Annotated in this window: 16 protein-coding genes; 8 read left to right on the top strand and 8 right to left on the bottom strand. The window is 67.8% G+C overall.

Translation table 11 applies throughout. The annotated features are described in order from the left end of the window. Positions 1–53: 53 nt before the first annotated feature. Together ABZX12_RS22755 and ABZX12_RS22750 are read right to left on the bottom strand one after the other, a co-directional pair. Positions 54–269, bottom strand: a complete 216-nt coding sequence (locus tag ABZX12_RS22755; RefSeq protein WP_355696006.1) for an aspartate/glutamate racemase family protein — start codon at positions 267–269, stop codon at positions 54–56. 33 nt (positions 270–302) lie between these two features. Then, entirely contained in the window at positions 303–2,498 is a 2,196-nt protein-coding gene (locus ABZX12_RS22750) for a carbohydrate-binding protein (RefSeq protein WP_355696004.1), read from the bottom strand. Positions 2,499–2,656: 158 nt separating this feature from the next. Between ABZX12_RS22750 and ABZX12_RS22745 the strand changes: the two genes are divergently transcribed. After that, positions 2,657–3,109: a hypothetical protein gene (locus ABZX12_RS22745; RefSeq protein WP_355696003.1), complete on the top strand. Its 453-nt coding sequence runs from the start codon at positions 2,657–2,659 to the stop codon at positions 3,107–3,109. A gap of 220 nt (positions 3,110–3,329) precedes the next feature. Here ABZX12_RS22745 and ABZX12_RS22740 read toward each other — a convergent pair whose 3' ends face one another. The 5 genes from ABZX12_RS22740 to ABZX12_RS22720 all read right to left on the bottom strand — a co-directional run bounded on the left by ABZX12_RS22740 (position 3,330) and on the right by ABZX12_RS22720 (position 8,118). Next, the gene (locus tag ABZX12_RS22740; protein WP_355696001.1) at positions 3,330–3,659 is read right to left on the bottom strand and encodes a cupin domain-containing protein; all 330 of its coding nucleotides are present in this window, start codon (positions 3,657–3,659) and stop codon (positions 3,330–3,332) included. Between the two features lie 75 nt (positions 3,660–3,734). Next, a complete protein-coding gene (locus ABZX12_RS22735; RefSeq protein WP_355696000.1) occupies positions 3,735–3,998 on the bottom strand; it encodes a hypothetical protein in 264 nt (87 codons plus the stop codon). A gap of 51 nt (positions 3,999–4,049) precedes the next feature. Next, a complete protein-coding gene (locus tag ABZX12_RS22730) occupies positions 4,050–6,956 on the bottom strand; it encodes a tetratricopeptide repeat protein (RefSeq protein ID WP_355695999.1) in 2,907 nt (968 codons plus the stop codon). Positions 6,957–6,958: 2 nt separating this feature from the next. Beyond that, the gene (locus ABZX12_RS22725) at positions 6,959–7,363 is read right to left on the bottom strand and encodes a hypothetical protein (protein WP_355695997.1); all 405 of its coding nucleotides are present in this window, start codon (positions 7,361–7,363) and stop codon (positions 6,959–6,961) included. A gap of 59 nt (positions 7,364–7,422) precedes the next feature. Continuing rightward, the gene (locus tag ABZX12_RS22720; RefSeq protein ID WP_355695996.1) at positions 7,423–8,118 is read right to left on the bottom strand and encodes a GntR family transcriptional regulator; all 696 of its coding nucleotides are present in this window, start codon (positions 8,116–8,118) and stop codon (positions 7,423–7,425) included. Positions 8,119–8,314: 196 nt separating this feature from the next. On the opposite strand from ABZX12_RS22720, the gene ABZX12_RS22715 reads away from it, so the two are divergent. The 6 genes from ABZX12_RS22715 to ABZX12_RS22690 are packed head-to-tail and all read left to right on the top strand — an operon-like array spanning position 8,315 to position 14,894. After that, positions 8,315–10,033 (top strand): glycoside hydrolase, encoded by a 1,719-nt coding sequence (locus tag ABZX12_RS22715; protein WP_355695995.1) that lies wholly within the window; start codon positions 8,315–8,317, stop codon positions 10,031–10,033. Continuing rightward, complete coding sequence (locus tag ABZX12_RS22710; protein ID WP_355695993.1) at positions 10,030–10,854, top strand: aldo/keto reductase; 825 nt, start codon at positions 10,030–10,032, stop codon at positions 10,852–10,854. The genes ABZX12_RS22715 and ABZX12_RS22710 overlap by 4 nt, the downstream gene beginning before the upstream one ends. Positions 10,855–10,861: 7 nt before the next feature. Continuing rightward, positions 10,862–11,824, top strand: a complete 963-nt coding sequence (locus ABZX12_RS22705; protein ID WP_355695991.1) for a sugar ABC transporter permease — start codon at positions 10,862–10,864, stop codon at positions 11,822–11,824. Then, positions 11,821–12,687 (top strand): carbohydrate ABC transporter permease, encoded by an 867-nt coding sequence (locus tag ABZX12_RS22700; protein WP_355695990.1) that lies wholly within the window; start codon positions 11,821–11,823, stop codon positions 12,685–12,687. The genes ABZX12_RS22705 and ABZX12_RS22700 overlap by 4 nt, the downstream gene beginning before the upstream one ends. 18 nt (positions 12,688–12,705) lie before the next feature. After that, on the top strand, positions 12,706–14,151 hold the full coding sequence (locus tag ABZX12_RS22695; protein WP_355695988.1) for an ABC transporter substrate-binding protein: 1,446 nt from the start codon (positions 12,706–12,708) through the stop codon (positions 14,149–14,151). Further along, positions 14,148–14,894 carry an SDR family NAD(P)-dependent oxidoreductase gene (locus ABZX12_RS22690; RefSeq protein ID WP_355695986.1) on the top strand — a complete coding sequence of 249 codons (747 nt, stop codon included), beginning with the start codon at positions 14,148–14,150 and terminating at the stop codon, positions 14,892–14,894. The genes ABZX12_RS22695 and ABZX12_RS22690 overlap by 4 nt, the downstream gene beginning before the upstream one ends. Here ABZX12_RS22690 and ABZX12_RS22685 read toward each other — a convergent pair. Continuing rightward, positions 14,880–16,103: a DUF2075 domain-containing protein gene (locus ABZX12_RS22685; protein WP_355695985.1), complete on the bottom strand. Its 1,224-nt coding sequence runs from the start codon at positions 16,101–16,103 to the stop codon at positions 14,880–14,882. The two genes, ABZX12_RS22690 and ABZX12_RS22685, sit on opposite strands and share 15 nt — an antisense overlap. Before the next feature lie 11 nt (positions 16,104–16,114). Between ABZX12_RS22685 and ABZX12_RS22680 the strand changes: the two genes are divergently transcribed. Continuing rightward, positions 16,115–16,774: a hypothetical protein gene (locus tag ABZX12_RS22680; protein WP_355695983.1), complete on the top strand. Its 660-nt coding sequence runs from the start codon at positions 16,115–16,117 to the stop codon at positions 16,772–16,774. The last annotated feature ends 93 nt before the right edge of the window (positions 16,775–16,867 follow it).

Genomic DNA, 16,867 nt, shown 5'->3' with positions numbered 1-16,867 from the left:
GAGAAGGGCCTACTTGAGGTTCTCGGCCAGCCGGCGAACGCCGCGCTCCGGGCTCACTGCACCGTGGTGGGCAGCGTCGCGATGACGCTGACGCGATCGCCCGTGCGCACCGCCTCGTCCGCCATCGCCTCGTCGACGCGGTACACCGGGACGCCGAGACGGTCCGCGAGCGGCGCCGCATACTGCGAGATCGAAGAACACGTGAACATCAACGCTTCGGCTCCGGCCGCGACGGCGGCGTCACCCAGGTCCGCCAGCCGCTGCGCCACCTGCCCGGGCGCAACGCCCGCGCAGGCGTGGGTTCACGCGGTCAGGCGGAGGTAGTCGAGGTTGAAGCCGCCGGTCTCGCAGTACACCGTGATCTCTTGGTCTCCGGCGGGGAGAGCGATCTGTGTGCCGATCGACTGGTAGGTGCCCCAACCCCCTGTGTCGGGGACGGTGACCTTGGCGAGCACGGTGCCGTTGGCGTCGCGGATCGAGATCGCGTCCTGGGCGGGCGCGCCGGTGCCGTTGGCGACCCGGAGTTCGAGGTTGTAGGTGCCTTGGGCCACGTCGACGCGGTACTGGAGCCAGTTGCCCGCCGCGGTCCAGCCCACGTTCTTGCCGCCGCTCGCCGCCGGGTTGCTCTCGATGAAGTTCGCGCCGCCGTCCGTCCAGCCGTGCTGCGCGACGTACGACTCCGCCTCGATCTTCGCCCCGACCGGCGCACCGTGCGGCCGGACCGTCACATGCACCGTGACCTCGTCATGCGCTGCGCCGTCGGTGACGCGGAACTTGAGGTCCTGCTCCCCGGCGACCGTCGGTTCCAGGCTGACCGTCCCGGTGCTCGCATCGAGACTGACGCCGGCCGGTAGGTCCGTCGCGTAGTACGCGAGGCTGTCCTGGTCGCCGTCGGTCGCCTGCAATTGAAACTGCGTGGTCTGGTACTGGTGGGCGACGACATTCGGTACGTCGCCGAACTGCGGCGCCTGGTTGTGGCGTGCCGACGGCACGTCGCCGTGCCAGCGGTACGTCGCATAAGCGTTGGCCGGCACCGTCACGACGAACGACTTGTCCGCGAGCGTGACACGGACCTTGGCCGGCGTGGCGTTGGCGTTTCCAACGATCGCGACGAAGTTGTCGCCGCGGTCCTTGAACACCGCGTTGCTGATCCCGTTCGCCGTACCGCTCGACTCGACGCGGGTGTGCTCCGGCCCGAGGTACTTCGCGAACTGTCCCATCGCGAAGAGCTCGGACCGTACCGAAAACGTTTTCATCGTCGTGTCGACCTTCACGAGCCGGTTCGGCCACTTGGTCGTCCGGCCGACCTCGTCCCAGTCGATGTCGTTGTCGCGGGCCGGCGTCCAATGCAGGGTGCCGCCGTCCTGGTCGGTGGTCTGCGCCCAGAGGACGTACGATGACGCGTCGAGCCGGAAGTAGTTCAGGATCGTTGCCGGGTTGAGGTCGCTGGTTTCCGTCATGTGCACGGGTTTTCCGAACTCCTGGTACGCGTCCCGCATCACCACCGGGTCGCCCCAGTACGGGTGGAACGCGATCGCGTCCGCCGCTTTCCGGGTCGCCGGATCGTTGAAGATCCGGTAGTAGTTCTTCGTTTCCGTGCTGTTCGGGTCGCGCCAGTCCCAGAAGTTGAAGTCGTGCACATACAGTTCGGTCCGCAGCCCGGCCCGCCGGACCTCGTGCTTGATCGCGACCGCCAGCTTCTGCTGCTGCTCGACGCCGATGTCCATCGCCGGGTAGACCACGTCGATCCCCGGCTCGTTGAGCAGCGTGAGCGCGTCGACGGTGATGCCGTACTGCGCATACGCCTGCAGGTACTTCACGTAGTACCTGGCGAACACGTCGATGCGGTCGTCGCGGAGCTTGCCGACCTGGTAGTAGGACGTCGTACTGCCGGGCTTGAGCGCGACCTCGCCGGTGAACCGGTTGTTGGTCTTCATCCAGGCCGGCGCGCTCCACGCGGACGCGAAGAACGTGGCCCGCGGGTTGTACTTCTGGATGAGCTTCACGGTGTCGACGATGTGCGCGTCGACGTCCCGCTTGATCGAGAAGTACTTCAGGTCCGGGTCCTCGGTGACGCCGGGCGGCAGTTCGTCGTACGACCAGAACGGCAGGTGCTCGATCAGGTCCGGGCTTCCGATCGTCAACCGGAATCGGTCGAACCCGGCGCCGGTCCGCGGATCCACCAGCAGGCGGACCGCCCGCTCGCGCTCCCTCGGCGTCAGCTTCCACAGGTTCGACACGCTCGTCTCGTCGAGCGAGAACCCGACGCCGGTGTACTTCTGCCGGCTGATGCTCGGATCGACGACCACCGTGGCATCCGCTGCCCCGGTGTCGTTCCCCACGTACGCCGCAGGCAGCGCCTCCCAAGCGTGCTCCGGACCGCTCGAGTACGTCCCGCTGACCACCGGCCCGCGCTGCGCCACGGCCGAACCGCCGCCGCCCGCGATCCCCGCCGCCACCACCGCTACCGACACCGCGAGCCCAAGAGTCCGCCTCACAAGCCCCTCCAACGTCGACCGGAAAGCCCTTTCAAGCAGGCCGACTCTAGGTTCGGAAACGCTCCGCGAACACCCCCGGCCGGTTCCGGAACTGGTTCCGGAACTATCCGTCAGCGTTCCGCGCGACACTTGAGCAGTACTCGACGAGAGGACGTGTGATGGACGCCGACGCGAAGTTGAGGGTCAAGGACGCTCTGCTGGCGCATCTCGAGGCGCAGCAGCGGGCGACGGGGACGGCGGTGGGGCGCGAGGACTCGGCCGCGCGGCTCGACCCCGACTCGTCGTTCTCGGTGGACGACCAGTCGCAGGCGGCCGCGGCCGGCGATCTCGGCGTCCTGTACGAGCAGGTCGAGGAGCGCCAGCACAGCACCGTGGCCAACGCGGAAACCATCGACTTCGCGCCCACCAGCGAGATCCGGCCGGGCGCGATCGTCGTCCTCGACGGCGACCACTACGTCGTCGGCGTGGTCAGCTCCCCGTTCGACTGTGACGGCGTCACGTACGAGGGCATGACCACCGGCGCGCCGCTCTACGCCGCGATCAAGGACCTGCACGCGGGCGGCACCTTCACGTTCGCCGGGACGGAGCACCACGTCGACTCGGTGGCCTAGAGTCGGCGCATGCGGCGAAGGACGGGACTGGCGATCGCCGCGGCTGCGGTGCTGGCGTGGGGCGCGTGGTTGAACTGGCGCTGGTCCCGAACGCTCGTGGGAAACAGCGCAGGTGCCACCGAGGCCGTGGTCGTGCTGGGTTTCCGCAACCCGCAGCCGACGGCGAACTTCATCAACCGCTGGCGGGTCCGCGCCGGAATGCGCGCAGGCCCTGGGCGCCTCAGTGCAAGGCGACGGACAGCAGCAGAACCGACGCGGTCCGGGCGTGTACGTCGTGGCGCTGCGGCGGCACCGCCACCAGATCTCCTGTCCGCAACTCGGCCTCGGCGTCACCCGCGCGAAGCACCACGTCGCCCTCCAAACACATCAACGACGCGTCGCCCGGACTCTGATGCTCGCCCAGCGTCTGGCCGGCGTCCAACGCGATCAGCGTCTGCCGCAAGCGCGCCCCGGCCCGGCCGTACAACGTCGTCGCACTCCGCCCGCTGCCGTTCTCGCCCGCCAGCCCTAGGTGAACCGCCGCCAACTCCTCGACCCGCAAGACCTCCATCCCCCGATCGTCGCACCGGGCCGCTGAAGACTCCACCCCTCCCCACCCCGGCGTCCGACCCTGGTCGGAGACCGCTCAGGTCGGCTCGTGCTGGGCCTTCCGCACGATCTTGCGCGCCTGCCGTTCCGGAATGAGCAGGGTTGTCAGCACGGTGAGCAGGAAGGAATCACGGCCGTCGGGCGTGTCCGGCGCCGGATGACTGATCTCCGGCACCATGCGGCCCCCGACGCGGACGAACCCGACGCTGCGGAAACACGCTCCGCTGACGTCGTACTCGTACATCAACGGAAGGGCGGTCGATCGGTCGATGGTCAGTACCACTGCGCGGAACATTCCCATCCGCCAATTGTTCCTTGTCCGCGCCGACCGCGCAGAGACACGCTGCCGGCCTCAACGGCGCCGGCGGCCGAACAACGACCGCCGGCCGGACAGCGCTCGGATCACCTGGCTGAGGTCCGTCGCATCCATCAACGGACCGCTGAACGCCCGCGGCTGCCGCGCGGCCAAACGGCGATAGCGCACGACCGACTCGTCGACAGCACGCCGAGCCTCGCTCCACCGATCCATTGCACCGAGCCGTACGCACAACGCCGAGAACCCGAACAACGAGCGCGCAAGATCGGCATCGTGCGCGGAACGCCGCCGCAGTTCCACCGACCGGCCGATCGCGTCGAGTGCCTCGTCCGCCCGCTCCACGGCGGCGTACCGGAAGGCCAGATTGAAGAGGGCTCTCGCCAGATCTGCGCGGAACACCTCCGGGTCGTTCGCGGCCAGCTGCTCGAAGATCTCCACGGCCGACTCGCACGCACCGAGTGCCTCCGACGGCCGGTCGACGGCGGCCAGCCGGATGCCGAGATTGTCGAGGGCCTTGGCCAGATCCACGTCGTGCCGCGCCGGATTGTCCGCGGCGAGCCGCCGGAACACCTCGACGGCCTCCCGGCCGGCGGCGAGAGCTTCGTCTGGGCGTTCCACCAGGTCGAGCTGATCGCCGAGGTGGTCGAGTGCGGCGGCCAGCTCGACCTGGTGGGCCGACAGGTTGGCCGCGCAGAGACGCCGCAGGATCGCCACGCATTCGGCCGTGACGACCACCGCTTCGTCCGGCTCGCCGAGCTGGCGGTGGCAGACGCCGAGATGGTTGAGACTCTTCGCCAACTCCGGTTCGAACGCCGAAGGGTTCCCGTCGGCGAGCTCCCGCCACCGTGTGACCACGTCCGCGGCGACCATCGCAGCCTCGTCCCAGCGGCCGACGCCGATCAGACGAAGATGCAGATTGCCCAAGCGTCTGGCCAGGTCAGGCCGATGGGTCGCCGGATCGCTGAGGTCGACAGCGCGGCGCGCGGCGGCCAGCGCGTCGTCCGCCCGGCCGACATCAGCCAACCGGCTACCCAGGTTGTCCACCGCGAACGCAAGATCCTCCGGAACGGAGTCGTGCAGCGCGACCGCCTCCTGCGCCGTCGCGAGTGCTCGCTCGCGTTCACCCGCGGCAGCGAGATTCATACTGAGATTGGTCAGCGCTTCGGCGAGCAGCGGACCGAAGTGCGGGCTCGTGCCGGCCAGCCGACGGAACAAACTTGCCGTACGCTCGCTCGCCGACAGCGCCTCGCGACGACGCCCCAACCGCGACAACGGCCGCGTGAGACTCCCGAGCGCACCGGCCAGCAACAGCTCGTAGCTCGCCGGGTCGTCGGCGGCCACACGTTCGCACAGCGAAGCAGCTTGCTCGCCAGCATCCAGCGCTTCACCGTGTCGCCCCGCGCTGTCGAGCCTGGCGCCGAGCCCCAGCAACAGCAGGACCCGATCGGCGTCGGTCGCCGCGCCGGCAAGCCGCAATTCCGTCAGCCGTAGGGCGATGTCGGCGATCCCGACGTCGAGATCAGGCTGGGACTCCGCGGGCAGCTGCGGTTCGATCGCCTCCAGGACCTCCAGGCCGAGCTGGGGAACCGCCGCGATCGCGGACAGTGCGGCACTCCCCGCGAGCACCGCCGTACGAGGTCGCTCGAGCAGCATCGGGAAGAGGTGATCGGGCCCCACGTGCGCCCAGCGCGCGGCGGCCGCCGCGAGAAAGATGACGGCCCGCGACGGGTCCGGGGTGTTGTCCAGTACGGCGATCGCGGTGTCGTCCGACCAGTCCTGCGCGGGATAGCCGGCCTGATGACCGGCCAGGCTCAAAGCCAGGAAATCCTCGGCCAGCCGGTCCGGGTACAACGGCTCCAGCACGGTTCCCGGCGCCGGCGGATAGCAGACCGCGTGGTCGCCGAGTATCTGTGCCGTCGGCAACGAAAGGTCCAGCTTGTCCAGCACCGCGGTCCCGGTCGCGGGCGGCACGGAACCGGTGAGCGCGGCTGTGAACACCGCGCGATTCATGACTTCCGGCGGCGTTCGGTAGTTCGATGCGGCCGGTCCGAGGCGGTGCGCCTGGTCGCCGTACCGCCGCGTCCAGTGCAGGTGCTCACGATCCAGCAGGTAGCACGTCAGGCCGGCGACATCGGTCGGCGCGCGCTGTCCGCCCGCGTGCGCGTCCACGGCAACGAGCGCCGCCATGTGCAGTGCGAGGGGCAGACCGAAATCGTCGTGACCCAAGGGTGGAAGGACAACGGAGTCCGGCTCGTCGATCTCGTAGACGGTCGCGTACCCGTCACGCGCGGACCGGAACATCTCCGACCGGGACCCGTCGTTCAACGGCGGCAGGAGCTGTGCGGACGTCTCCGCCTGATAGTCGACTAGCGCCGCCCGCACCGGCGGCCAGCTGTCCAACGTGCGCCCGATCAGCAGCACCCGCACCGGCACGCCAGGCCTGTGCAGCAAGGCGTTGCTGAAGAGCCAGGTCAGATGGGTCAGCGGCCAGCGGTCGGCGTAATCGACCACAAGCAGCAGCCCGGCAGCGCCGTCGAGCCGCAGGTCTTCCTGCCGGCCCGAGGGCAGCACGGAACCGGGACCGTGTACGGCGACGACGACCTTCCAGCCTGCCGCACGCGACTCGTCCGCGAACCGCGCTGCCAGACGCGACTTCCCCTGCCCGGCCGGACCGTGCAACCAGCGCACCGCCATCCGAGGGTTGCTCTGCCGCCACCGATGCAGCTCGGCCAGCTCGTCGACGCGGCCGGTGAACTCCGACACCGCGAACCGGGCGTTGAGCATCCGGCTCGGCATCTCGCGCAGCCAGTCCGGATCCGGCGCCGGGCCCGGCGCCCAGCTGAGCAGGAGATACAGCGGCACGCCGTCGCCGAACACGTGCAGATCCGCGCCGACGACGCCGTACCCGACGCCGCTCTCGACGCGGACGACCTGGCGATCCACGATCAGCTCTCGTCGTCGGTCGCCGGCCGGTGCTCGTGGTAGTGCAGATCCCCGCCCTGGACGCCGAACGCGCGCCCGCCGTCGCGCGCAACGACGGTCTGCACGTACTTCGGCTCGTCGAGGACACGCTGCAACTCGTCGGCGGCCGACGGATCCGCGCCGAGCAACTCGTCGAGCCTGAGCCGCCACCGCTCGATCAGCTCTTGCTGCACCTGCTCGCGACCGTCCTCGTCGGCCTCCGCGAGCTGCTTGGCGTCCGCCTCGAGCTCCGCGAGGACGGCGTCCCGCTCACCACGCCGACCGAACAGCTTGGCGATGCCGTCGCGCGTGACACGCCAGGCATCGGTCGCCATCGCGCCCACCACCGCGGCCCCGCCGGCGGCTGCCACCTCGACCAAACCCACCATCGACCCCTCTCGCCGGCCCGAATCCCACCCCTAGCTCAGCACGTCCTGGGGTGCACGGGTCAGCGGTCCGGCAGGTTGAGGCGCTTCAGGCGCTCGTAGGCACCGAGGATGTGTTTGTCGATGCCGTCCTGGGCCGCCTGCGGATCGCCGAGGGCCAAGGCGTCGCGGAGCTCCTTGTGCTCGCTGTAGCCGACCTCGAGGAAATCCGGGAAACTCGCGTTCCGGGCCCGCAGGAAAACCGTGACCTGCCCGCGGATCGATTCCCACACGCGCTGCACCCGGCCGTGGTCGCAGTACGCGTAGATGATGTCGTGGAACTGGAGGTCCAGCCGGACGGCGTCCTCCGGAGCGATCCTCGTGTCGACGCTCTTCATCTGCTCCAGCACGGCGTCCATCTCGGCGAACCCGGCGCCCTGCATCCGCGTGCAGGCGCGGCCGGCGGCCAATCTCTCGATCGCGCCGCGCAGCGTGTGCACCTCCTCGACGTCGGTCTTGGTCAGCGTGCTGACGAATGCGCCGCGATGTCGCCGGAGCTCGACGTGGCCCTCTTCCTCGAGCCGGGCCAACGCCTGCCGGATCGGCCCGCGGCTGACCTTCAGCGCCTCGGCCAGCTCGGTCTCCTTGAGATGCTGACCGGGCTGGAACTTGCCGCCGGTGATCATCTCCCGGAGCACGTCGGTCACCAGATCACCGAGCGCGCGCTGCGACGGCAGCGACACGACGTCGTCGGGCATCATGCCGACCACCTCCTCCACGCAGTCTCCACGGATCGAACCTTAACCCCAACTGAGGTCTCTCTGTAGATTGTAAACAGTAAGTCATTGACAGTAAATCAAGTGCAAGAGCAGACTCGGAACCTCCAGCCAGGCAGAGCGGCACCGCGCCGACGCCGATGTCGGCCGACCGTGAGGCAGCCCGGTCCCCCCCGGGCAGAGAGAGGTCACGACGACGATGACCACCGAAACCGTGGTTCACACCGGACGCACCGCACTCGGCCCGTTCCCGCCGGCCGCTCCCCGCGATCCCGCGGCGCCGCACGTCACCGCGGCGGCGATCGACGTCGACGCCGGCGAGGTCCAGGGCCCGCTGGCCCGCGTCTGGGAAAGCTTCGGCTACGACGAGTTCAACTGGACCTACACGCCCACCGGCAAGCGGCTGCTGCAGACCTTCACCGACTTCTCCGGCGGCGGGTACTTCGTCCGGCCGCACTACATGTACTGCTCCGGCAGCGGTTTCGGCATCCCGCACTGGAGCTCGGGCAACGTCTACCACGAGGACGCCGACGGCAATCCGTACTACGACTTCACGCTCCTCGACCAGGCGTACGACGCGATCGTCGGCGCCGGGCATCACCTGCTGGTGGAGCTCGGCTTCACGCCGCGGGAGCTGTTGCCGCCCGAGGCCGCCGAGTTGACCGTCGTACCGAGTCCGACGGCGTACACCAGCTACGAGGCCGGCGCGTGGGGATACCCGCCGAGCGACTACGCGAAGTGGGGCGGCCTGGTCAGTGCGACCGTCCGGCACTGCATCGACCGGTACGGCGAGGCAGAGGTGAAGACCTGGCTCTGGGAGCTGTGGAACGAGCCAGACATCTTCTACTGGCGCGGCACGCTCGACCAGTACAACGAGCTCTACACCGCGACCGTCGAGGCGATCCGGACCGTGCTGCCCGAGGCCAAGGTCGGCGGCCCCGCGGTGACCAGCGGCGGACTCAACTTCCTGCGCGGCTTCCTGGACTACACGTCGCGGCGGGGCGAGCCGCTGGACTTCATCTCGTACCACACCAAGGGCTGCCACTTCCCGACCCGCGACTACAAGCCGTTCGACGAGGCGCCGGGCGAGCTGCTCAGCCCGTCGTCGACGAAGATGCTGTACGACCTGCGCGAGTTCAACCGGCTGATCGGCTCGTACGACGGGTACGCCGACCTGCCGGTGATCGTCGACGAGTGCGACGCCGCCGTACCGGCGCACTTCGGGCGTTACGACAACCGGAACTACAGCTTCCAGAACACCGAGTACTACCCGGTCTTCCAGGCGAAGCTGATGAAGAAGATCCTCGACCTGAACGCCACGGAGACGGCACAGGTCGCCTACGCCACGTCCTGGAGCTTCTACTTCGAGGCCGAACGCTACTTCGAGGGCACCCGCTCGTTCCTCACCGCGGGCGGCGTCGAGAAGCCGTTCCTCAACGCGTACCGCATGCTGTCGCTGCTCGGCCGGGACCGCCTGCGCGCGACGTCGGACGCGGCCTGGCAGGTCGGCGAACTCGAGGGCACCGACGGCAGCAGCATGCGCGAGGAGGTCGACGCGCTCGCCTCGCGGTCGGAGGACGGAAGCGTTGCTGTCTTGATCTGGCGTCACATCGACGACCAGTGGCAGACCAGCGAGGCCCTGACCTCCGCGACCGTCACCGTGCGGAATCTGCCGGCCGGGTCGTACCGGTTGCGGCATCTGCGGATCGACGCCGATCACAGCAACGCGTTCACCGTCTGGCAAAAGCTCGGCTCCCCTCAGGACCCGACCGCCGAGCAGTTGGCCGCGATCACCAGCCGGCAAGGGCTGGAGGAGTTCGAAGGTGAGCGGACGCTCACCGTCGACGGCGACGTCTCCCTGGAGGTCGCGCTGCCGTTGCCGTCGGCCTCGTTGCTGATCCTGGAGCCGACGACGTGATCACGCTCAACAACGGGGTACGGATTCCGCAGCGCGGCTTCGGCGTCTTCCAGGTGCCGCCGGGCGACACCCAGGCGGCCGTCGAGCAGGCGATCGAGATCGGCTACCGGCACATCGACACGGCCGCGGCGTACAACAACGAGGCCGGCGTGGGCGCCGCCGTGCGGGCGAGCGGCCTGCCCCGCGACGAGCTGTTCGTCACGACGAAGCTGCGCAACGGCGAGCACGGGTACGAGTCGACGCTGACGGCGTACGACGAAACCCTGCAGCGTCTCGGGCTGGAGTACGCCGACCTGTATCTCGTGCACTGGCCCAACCCGACTGTGGATCGCTATGTCGACAGTTGGCGTGCTCTGGAGCGGATCTACGCCGATGGACGGGTGCGAGCCATTGGGGTGTCCAACTTCCTTCCCGAGCACCTGGACCGGTTGGCCAAGGAGTCCGAGATCGTCCCGGCGGTCAACCAGATCGAGCTGCATCCGACGTACCAGCAGCGCGAGCTGACCGAGCTGTGCGCCGAGCGGTCGATCGCGATCACGGCGTACTCGCCGCTCGGCCAGGGCGGCGACCTCGATCACCCCGTGCTCGCGGCGATCGCCGACGCTCACCGGGTGACGCCGGCCCAGGCGATCCTCCGCTGGCACCTGCAGCGCGGACACATCGTCATCCCCAAGTCGGTGAACCCCGAGCGGATCCGGGCCAACTTCGCGCTCGACGGCTTCGAGTTGAGCGACGACGAGGTTGCCGCCGTCACGGCGCTGGAGAACGGGAACCGGCTCGGCAGCGACCCGCGCACCTTCGCGATCAGCCAGATCAGGTAGGCCGGTCATGTCGATCAGATCCGTCCAACTCACCCGGCGGCAGACCCGCCGCGTCGCAGCCCTCGACCGACCGCGGTCCGGCTGGAAGAAGACCACCTGGATCTGGATCTTCCTGCTGCCGACCACGGTGCTGTACGGGATCTACACCATCTACCCGATCATCGCGAGCTACTGGTACTCGCTGGTCGAGTGGAACGGGTTCGACGCCGACCAGAAGTTCGTCGGCCTGAGCAACTACCGGACGGTCTTCGCGGACCCGCTGTTCTGGAACTCGTTCAAGGTCACGTTGCTGTTCATGCTGCTCGTGGTGCCGGCCCGGGTGCTGCTGACGCTGTTGCTCGCGATCGTCCTCAACTCACCCAAGTTGCCGCTGATCGGCGTCCTGCGGTCCGCTTTCTTCATCCCGGTGGTGACCACGACGGCGATCATCGGCGTGGTGATGCGTTTCGTCCTGGATCCGTCCAGCGGACCGGTGAACTCCATCCTGACCAAGGTGGGCGTGGGCGGCATCGACTTCCTCGGCAATCAGCACCTGGCGCTGCCGACGGCCGCGGTCCTGTACATCTGGAAGTTCTTCGGCGTCACGATGATCTACTGGCTGGCCGCGCTGCAGACCATCCCGTACGAGTTGTACGAGGCGGCCCGGATCGACGGGGCCGGCCCGGGGCAGGTCTTCCGGCACATCACCGTGCCGATGCTGCGGCCGTTCCTGATCATCATCACCGTGCTGACGGTCGAGGAGACGTTCCACAACTTCGACCTGATGTACACGCTGACCGGCGGCGGGCCGTACTTCCACACCGAGATCATCGAGATCTACATCTACCGCTGGGCCTTCGGCGCGTCGATCCCGCAGCTCGGGCAGGCGTCCGCGGCCGCGGTGTTCTTCGGGCTGCTGGTCGCGGTCGTCGGCGCTCTGCAGCTGTGGGGCGTGTACGCCGGCCGCCGGCTGAGAGGAGAGCAGCGATGACCGCTGTCGTCGAACGCACGGACCGGCACCGGCGGATGCTGCGCCGGCTGCCGTGGTGGACCGCCGCGATCTGCCTGGTGGGCATTGCGGTGCTGTGGATCTTCCCGTTCCTGTGGATGCTGTCGGCGTCGCTCAAGGACAACATGGAGATGTTCACCGGCGGCCTCAAGCTCTGGCCCTCGAAGTTCGTCTGGGACAACTACGCGCGGGCCTGGAACGACGCGCACTTCGGCCGGTACCTGATCAACACCGTCGTGGTCACGCTGATCACCGTCGTCCTCGTCACGATCCGCTGCGCGACGGCCGGGTACGTCCTGGCCCGCTACACGTTCCGCGGGTCCAAGATCTTCCTCGGCGTCCTCGTCGCGACGCTGTTCGTACCGACCGGCTACACGATCATCCCGGTGGTCAAGATCTCGATGCAGCTCGGCCTGATCGACTCACTCGGCGGGATGATCCTGGCCCTCAGCGGCGGGGCGTACGTGTCGGCGATCCTCATCTACTACGGCTATTTCCGGCAGATTCCGCGAGAGCTCGAGGAGGCCGCTGTCGTCGACGGCGCCGGGTTCGTCCGGACGTTCTTCTCGGTGATGCTGCCGCTGGCGATGCCGGTCACGGCGACGGTCGCCGTACTCACCTTCATCACCACCTGGAACGCCTTCTTCCTGCCGCTGGTGTTCACCTTCAGCCGGCCCGACCTGCGGACCGTGAGCGTCGGCATGCAGGCGTTCGTCGGCGAGACCGCCACCGACTGGTCCGGTATGGCCGCGGCCGGCGTGATCTCGATCGTCCCGGTGGTGGTCCTCTTCATCTTCCTGCAGCGCTACTTCGTCGAGGGAATCTCCGGAGCAGTCAAGTCGTAACTCGTGAGGAGCGGAAACATGCCTGGTTTGACACGTCGCAGCCTGCTCGGCGCCTCGGTACTGGCCGTCGCCGGAGCCGCGACCGGATGCAGCAGCAACTCGAGCGCCCAGAGCGGAAGCGCGAACGCCGGCGCCACCGGAACCCTGGACTGGTGGGACCACTTCAGCTCGTTCAAGCATCTCAACGACAGCTGGGCCAAGTCTCAGTCCTCGCCGTTGAAGACCAACGTCGCGCACACGTACTACGACGCGTCCAAGGCGACCCAGGCGTTCCAGTTGGCGCATCAGGCCAACAAGATGCCGGACGTCTACTCGAATGTGATCGGCCTGCCGTTGCCCGCTTTGATCAGCGGCAAGTGGGTCCACGAGATGGTGATCCCGGCCGACATCAAGGCCAAGCTGCCGAAGGACGCGTTCACCGAGGGCATCACCCAGCTGGACGGCAAGCTCTACGGGTTCCCGATGCTCAGCTTCCGGCAGAGCTCGACGCTGGTGTGGGTGAACAAGGACCACTGGTCCAAGGCCGGGCTCGACCCGAGCAACGTGCCGTCGGACTACGCCGCCTTCAAAGATGCCTTGGGCAAGTTGAAGTCGTCCGGCATCCAGCCGCTCACGCTGGCGATCGGCGCGGACGGCGGCCGCATCCGCGACCAGGTCGACGACATGGCGCAGGCGGCGGGCTTCCCCGGGTACCAGGGGCTGCGGTTCGACACCGGCGAATACGCCTACCACCACGACACCTATGTGGGCGTGATCGAGTTCTTGAAGCAGCTGAACGACGACAAGCTGATCATGCCCGGGTCGAACAACTTCGGTGTCGTCGACGCCCGCACCCGGTACGCGTCCGGCGCGGTCGGGACGTTCATCGACGGGATCTGGTGCGCCGGCGGGTCGAAGGCGCTGGCGCCGACGATCGTCGACAAGCTTGCTTCCGGGCGCATTCTGACGCCGACGTCCGGCATGAACCCCTGGTGCTACCGGGGCCGGCCGTCCTCGACGTACTTCGTCTCCGCGGACAGCAAGAACCCGGACGCGGCCGGGAAGCTGATCGCCTCCTTCATGTCCGACGAATACCAGACCGGCATGATCGAGGCGATGGACCAGCCGCCGCTGAACCTCGACCTCGTCGCCTCCTCGAAGGCCGTCGACGCCTACAAGAAGGGCGTCGAGTTCTGCAAGGAAAACGTGTTCCTGATGCCCCAGGCGATCGTGAAGAACCCCGCCATCGCTCGTGTCGACGCACTGCGCAAGCCCGTGACGCCGCACGTCGGCAACATCGTCCAGGGCTACCTGGGCGGATCGATCAAGGACCTCAAGGCCGAGCTGAAGAAGCTCAGCGACGCGACCACCGCCGACCGTGCCCAGGCCCTGCAGAAGGCCAAGGCCGCCGGGGCCAAGGTCTCCGAATCCGACTATGTCTTCAGCGACTGGAAGCCGGGCCAGGACTACGGAGCCGCCAAGTGAACCGCACCGCGATCGTCACCGGCGCAGCCTCACCCCGCGGCATCGGCCGCACCACCGCCCTGTTGCTCGCCTCCCAGGGCTGGAACATCGGCCTCCTCGACATCGAGCCCTGCGACGACCTGGCCGCGGAAATCGTTGCCACCCACAACGTAAAGGCCTTCGCCGCCACCGCCGACGTCTCCGACGAAACCGCCGTACGCACCGCGATCGACGACCTCGAATCCACCCTCCCACCCCTGGCCGCCCTTGCCAACATCGCCGGCGTCAGCTCCCCCGTCCCCTACCTCGAACTCCCCTCCGCCGAGTGGCACCGAGTCATCAACATCAACCTCAACGGCGTCCACTACGTCACCCGCCGAGTCGCCGAGAGCATGGTCACCCACGGCTACGGCCGCATCGTCAGCATCTCCTCCACCTCAGCCCAACGAGGCGGCGGCACCTACAGCAAAACCCCTTATTCCGTAGCCAAAGCCGGCGTAATAGGCCTGACCCGAGCCCTGGCCCGAGAGCTGGGCCCGCACGGCATCACCGTCAACGCGGTCGCCCCCGGCCCCATCGACACCGACATCATGGGCGGCCCCCTAACCCCCGACCGCCGCACAACCATGGCCGCCGACCTCCTGGTCAACCGAATCGGCGACCCTCACGACGTAGCCTCCGCCATCGCCTTCCTGATGTCAGAAGACGCCGGCTACATCTCCGGCCACACTCTGAATGTGGACGGCGGCCTATACATGCACTGAAACCAGCTCGTGGAGAGCATCACGGGTCTCCGGGTCCGGCGAGTAAAGCACCGTCCCCGACATGCCGCGGGTCAGGAGAACCTTGTAGGTATTGCGAACGAGGCGATCGAAGGTCACGTCATCGGTCGTCTTCCGGTTCTTGAAGGCCGGATCCTTATTGGCGTCGCGCACCGCGACGAACCGCCCGTCCCGCCAGACAAGATCCGGCCCGAGAATGACACCACTCCAGTCGTACTCGAACCCTTGAGCCGTATAGATACAGCCGACCTGACCGAAGCCGTTCGAATCGGTGGCCCAGAGCGGCGCGGGCGGCGCGGGCGGCGCGTCCCCGGCTTTACGATCACCCTTGACGTTCCAAGGACGAGCCCAGTCCCCGATCCGGACGTCCTCTACCAACGTCTTGTCGGAACGCGCGTCACTCCAGGGCCAGCAATAGCCCGCTGAGATACGTGCCCCGTACCCGGCCGCGATCTTGTCCTGAAGCAACGCCTCCATAGCCTGAGGGCTGTTGGCAACTCGGACCTCGAACGCTGGATCGCCCGGCCACTGTGTCGGTCCATCCTTCGCGAGGCCGAGCAGCCGTTGGACCCATTGCACGTACTCCTCGCTACCACCACACCGGAACTGGGCATCGAGGTCGACCTGATGTACGTCGAAGCCCAGCGCGGCGGCGTACCTCGTGATCTCCTCGGGTGTCCCGAGCTCGCCTGGTTTCACGACCTGGTTCTGATCGAGCAGAAACACCGGAACCCGCGCAGCCGCGATCAGCTCGTCGACCTGCGGTCGCCCAGTGCGGAGCGCCGCCTTGGTGTAGCGGTCGACAGAGGTTTCCCGGATGCGGTGAGCTTCGTCGAGGATCAGCACATCCAGGTCGTTGGGCTCCGCTTCCATGAACTGGTTGAAGTACTTGAACATCCGCTGCACCCGCGGCTGCCGTTCACCGGCGACCTTGCGGAGCGTCTGCGTGAACGAGCGTGAGCCGGTCGCATGGAGGACGCTCCGTCCGCGTCGGGCCAGATCACCGAGCAGGGACAACGCGATCACGCTCTTGCCGCTCCCCGGCCCGCCCGTGACGATGACGACCGACTTGCTGTCACGGCGCCGCGCGCGTTCGACCTCGTGCAGCACGATCGAGTGCGCAAGCTTCTGTCCGGCGACCAGGACGAATTGCTCCCTGCGCTGGACCTCGTCCGCGGCGACCGCGAGCAACTGCTTCGACGGTGCGACGCGGAGTTGATCAGCTGATCGGCGTACGGGCTCCCTGGAACGTCCGGGTCGAGCCGATCGCGAAGGAATTCGATGAACTCGCCACGACGTGCGCCGGTGAAGAGCTGCTTCTTCCTGTCCTGTGGGTAGCCGTAGAGGTCTCGGACGTCTGCTTCGGCCATCGCGTTGTGCAGATACGCCGCACCCGCGACAGCGTCCGGCTGACCGTCGAGGAACTTCGCAAAGTCGGCCAGGTACTCGCAGTACCCCCGCACCTGCGCGACCGGGTGCAGACGCGGCGCGTTTGGGTACCCGTCGATCAGGACGAGCTCCCGGTCCTCGTCCCAGGCGGCCGCCCGGCTCCACTGCTTGAGTTCGACGACGACGTACGACGGTCCACCCGTCCGCGGGTGACGACCCGCGAGCACGACATCGGCGCGCTTCGACGTCAGCGGGAGGTGGTGTTCGACCAGCACCTCGACCTTGCTGAGCTCGGCCTGCTCGAGGTCCTGAGCCAGCACCGGCAGACTCCGCTCCCACGACCTGACCTCTGCCGGCCCCGCCCGACGACCGGTATGGAAGTGCATCTGCTCAGCGATCCTCAAGGCGAACTGCTGCTCAAGCGTCAGCATCACGAACCCGGCACCGGATTGGCGGAACAGCGTCACGAGTGAGTCCCCAGGCAGCACGAATCAAGGTCGTGCGGGTGGGGGCATGTCCTGCGAACGCTGTCGCTCAGCGGAAGCCCGTCGGGCCGTGCCCCCGAC

The organism is Kribbella sp. NPDC003505 (assembly GCF_040610875.1).
Lineage (GTDB): Bacteria > Actinomycetota > Actinomycetes > Propionibacteriales > Kribbellaceae > Kribbella.
This window is presented reverse-complemented; position numbering and strand designations above follow the sequence as displayed.

Bases quoted from the DNA above. Each gene is read 5' to 3' on its own strand.
- ABZX12_RS22745 (WP_355696003.1), top strand. From the start codon at position 2,657: ATGGACGCCGACGCGAAGTTGAGGGTCAAGGACGCTCTGCTGGCGCAT.
- ABZX12_RS22740 (WP_355696001.1), bottom strand. From the start codon at position 3,659: ATGGAGGTCTTGCGGGTCGAGGAGTTGGCGGCGGTTCACCTAGGGCTG.
- ABZX12_RS22735 (WP_355696000.1), bottom strand. From the start codon at position 3,998: ATGGGAATGTTCCGCGCAGTGGTACTGACCATCGACCGATCGACCGCC.
- ABZX12_RS22725 (WP_355695997.1), bottom strand. From the start codon at position 7,363: ATGGTGGGTTTGGTCGAGGTGGCAGCCGCCGGCGGGGCCGCGGTGGTG.
- ABZX12_RS22715 (WP_355695995.1), top strand. From the start codon at position 8,315: ATGACCACCGAAACCGTGGTTCACACCGGACGCACCGCACTCGGCCCG.
- ABZX12_RS22705 (WP_355695991.1), top strand. From the start codon at position 10,862: ATGTCGATCAGATCCGTCCAACTCACCCGGCGGCAGACCCGCCGCGTC.
- ABZX12_RS22700 (WP_355695990.1), top strand. From the start codon at position 11,821: ATGACCGCTGTCGTCGAACGCACGGACCGGCACCGGCGGATGCTGCGC.
- ABZX12_RS22695 (WP_355695988.1), top strand. From the start codon at position 12,706: ATGCCTGGTTTGACACGTCGCAGCCTGCTCGGCGCCTCGGTACTGGCC.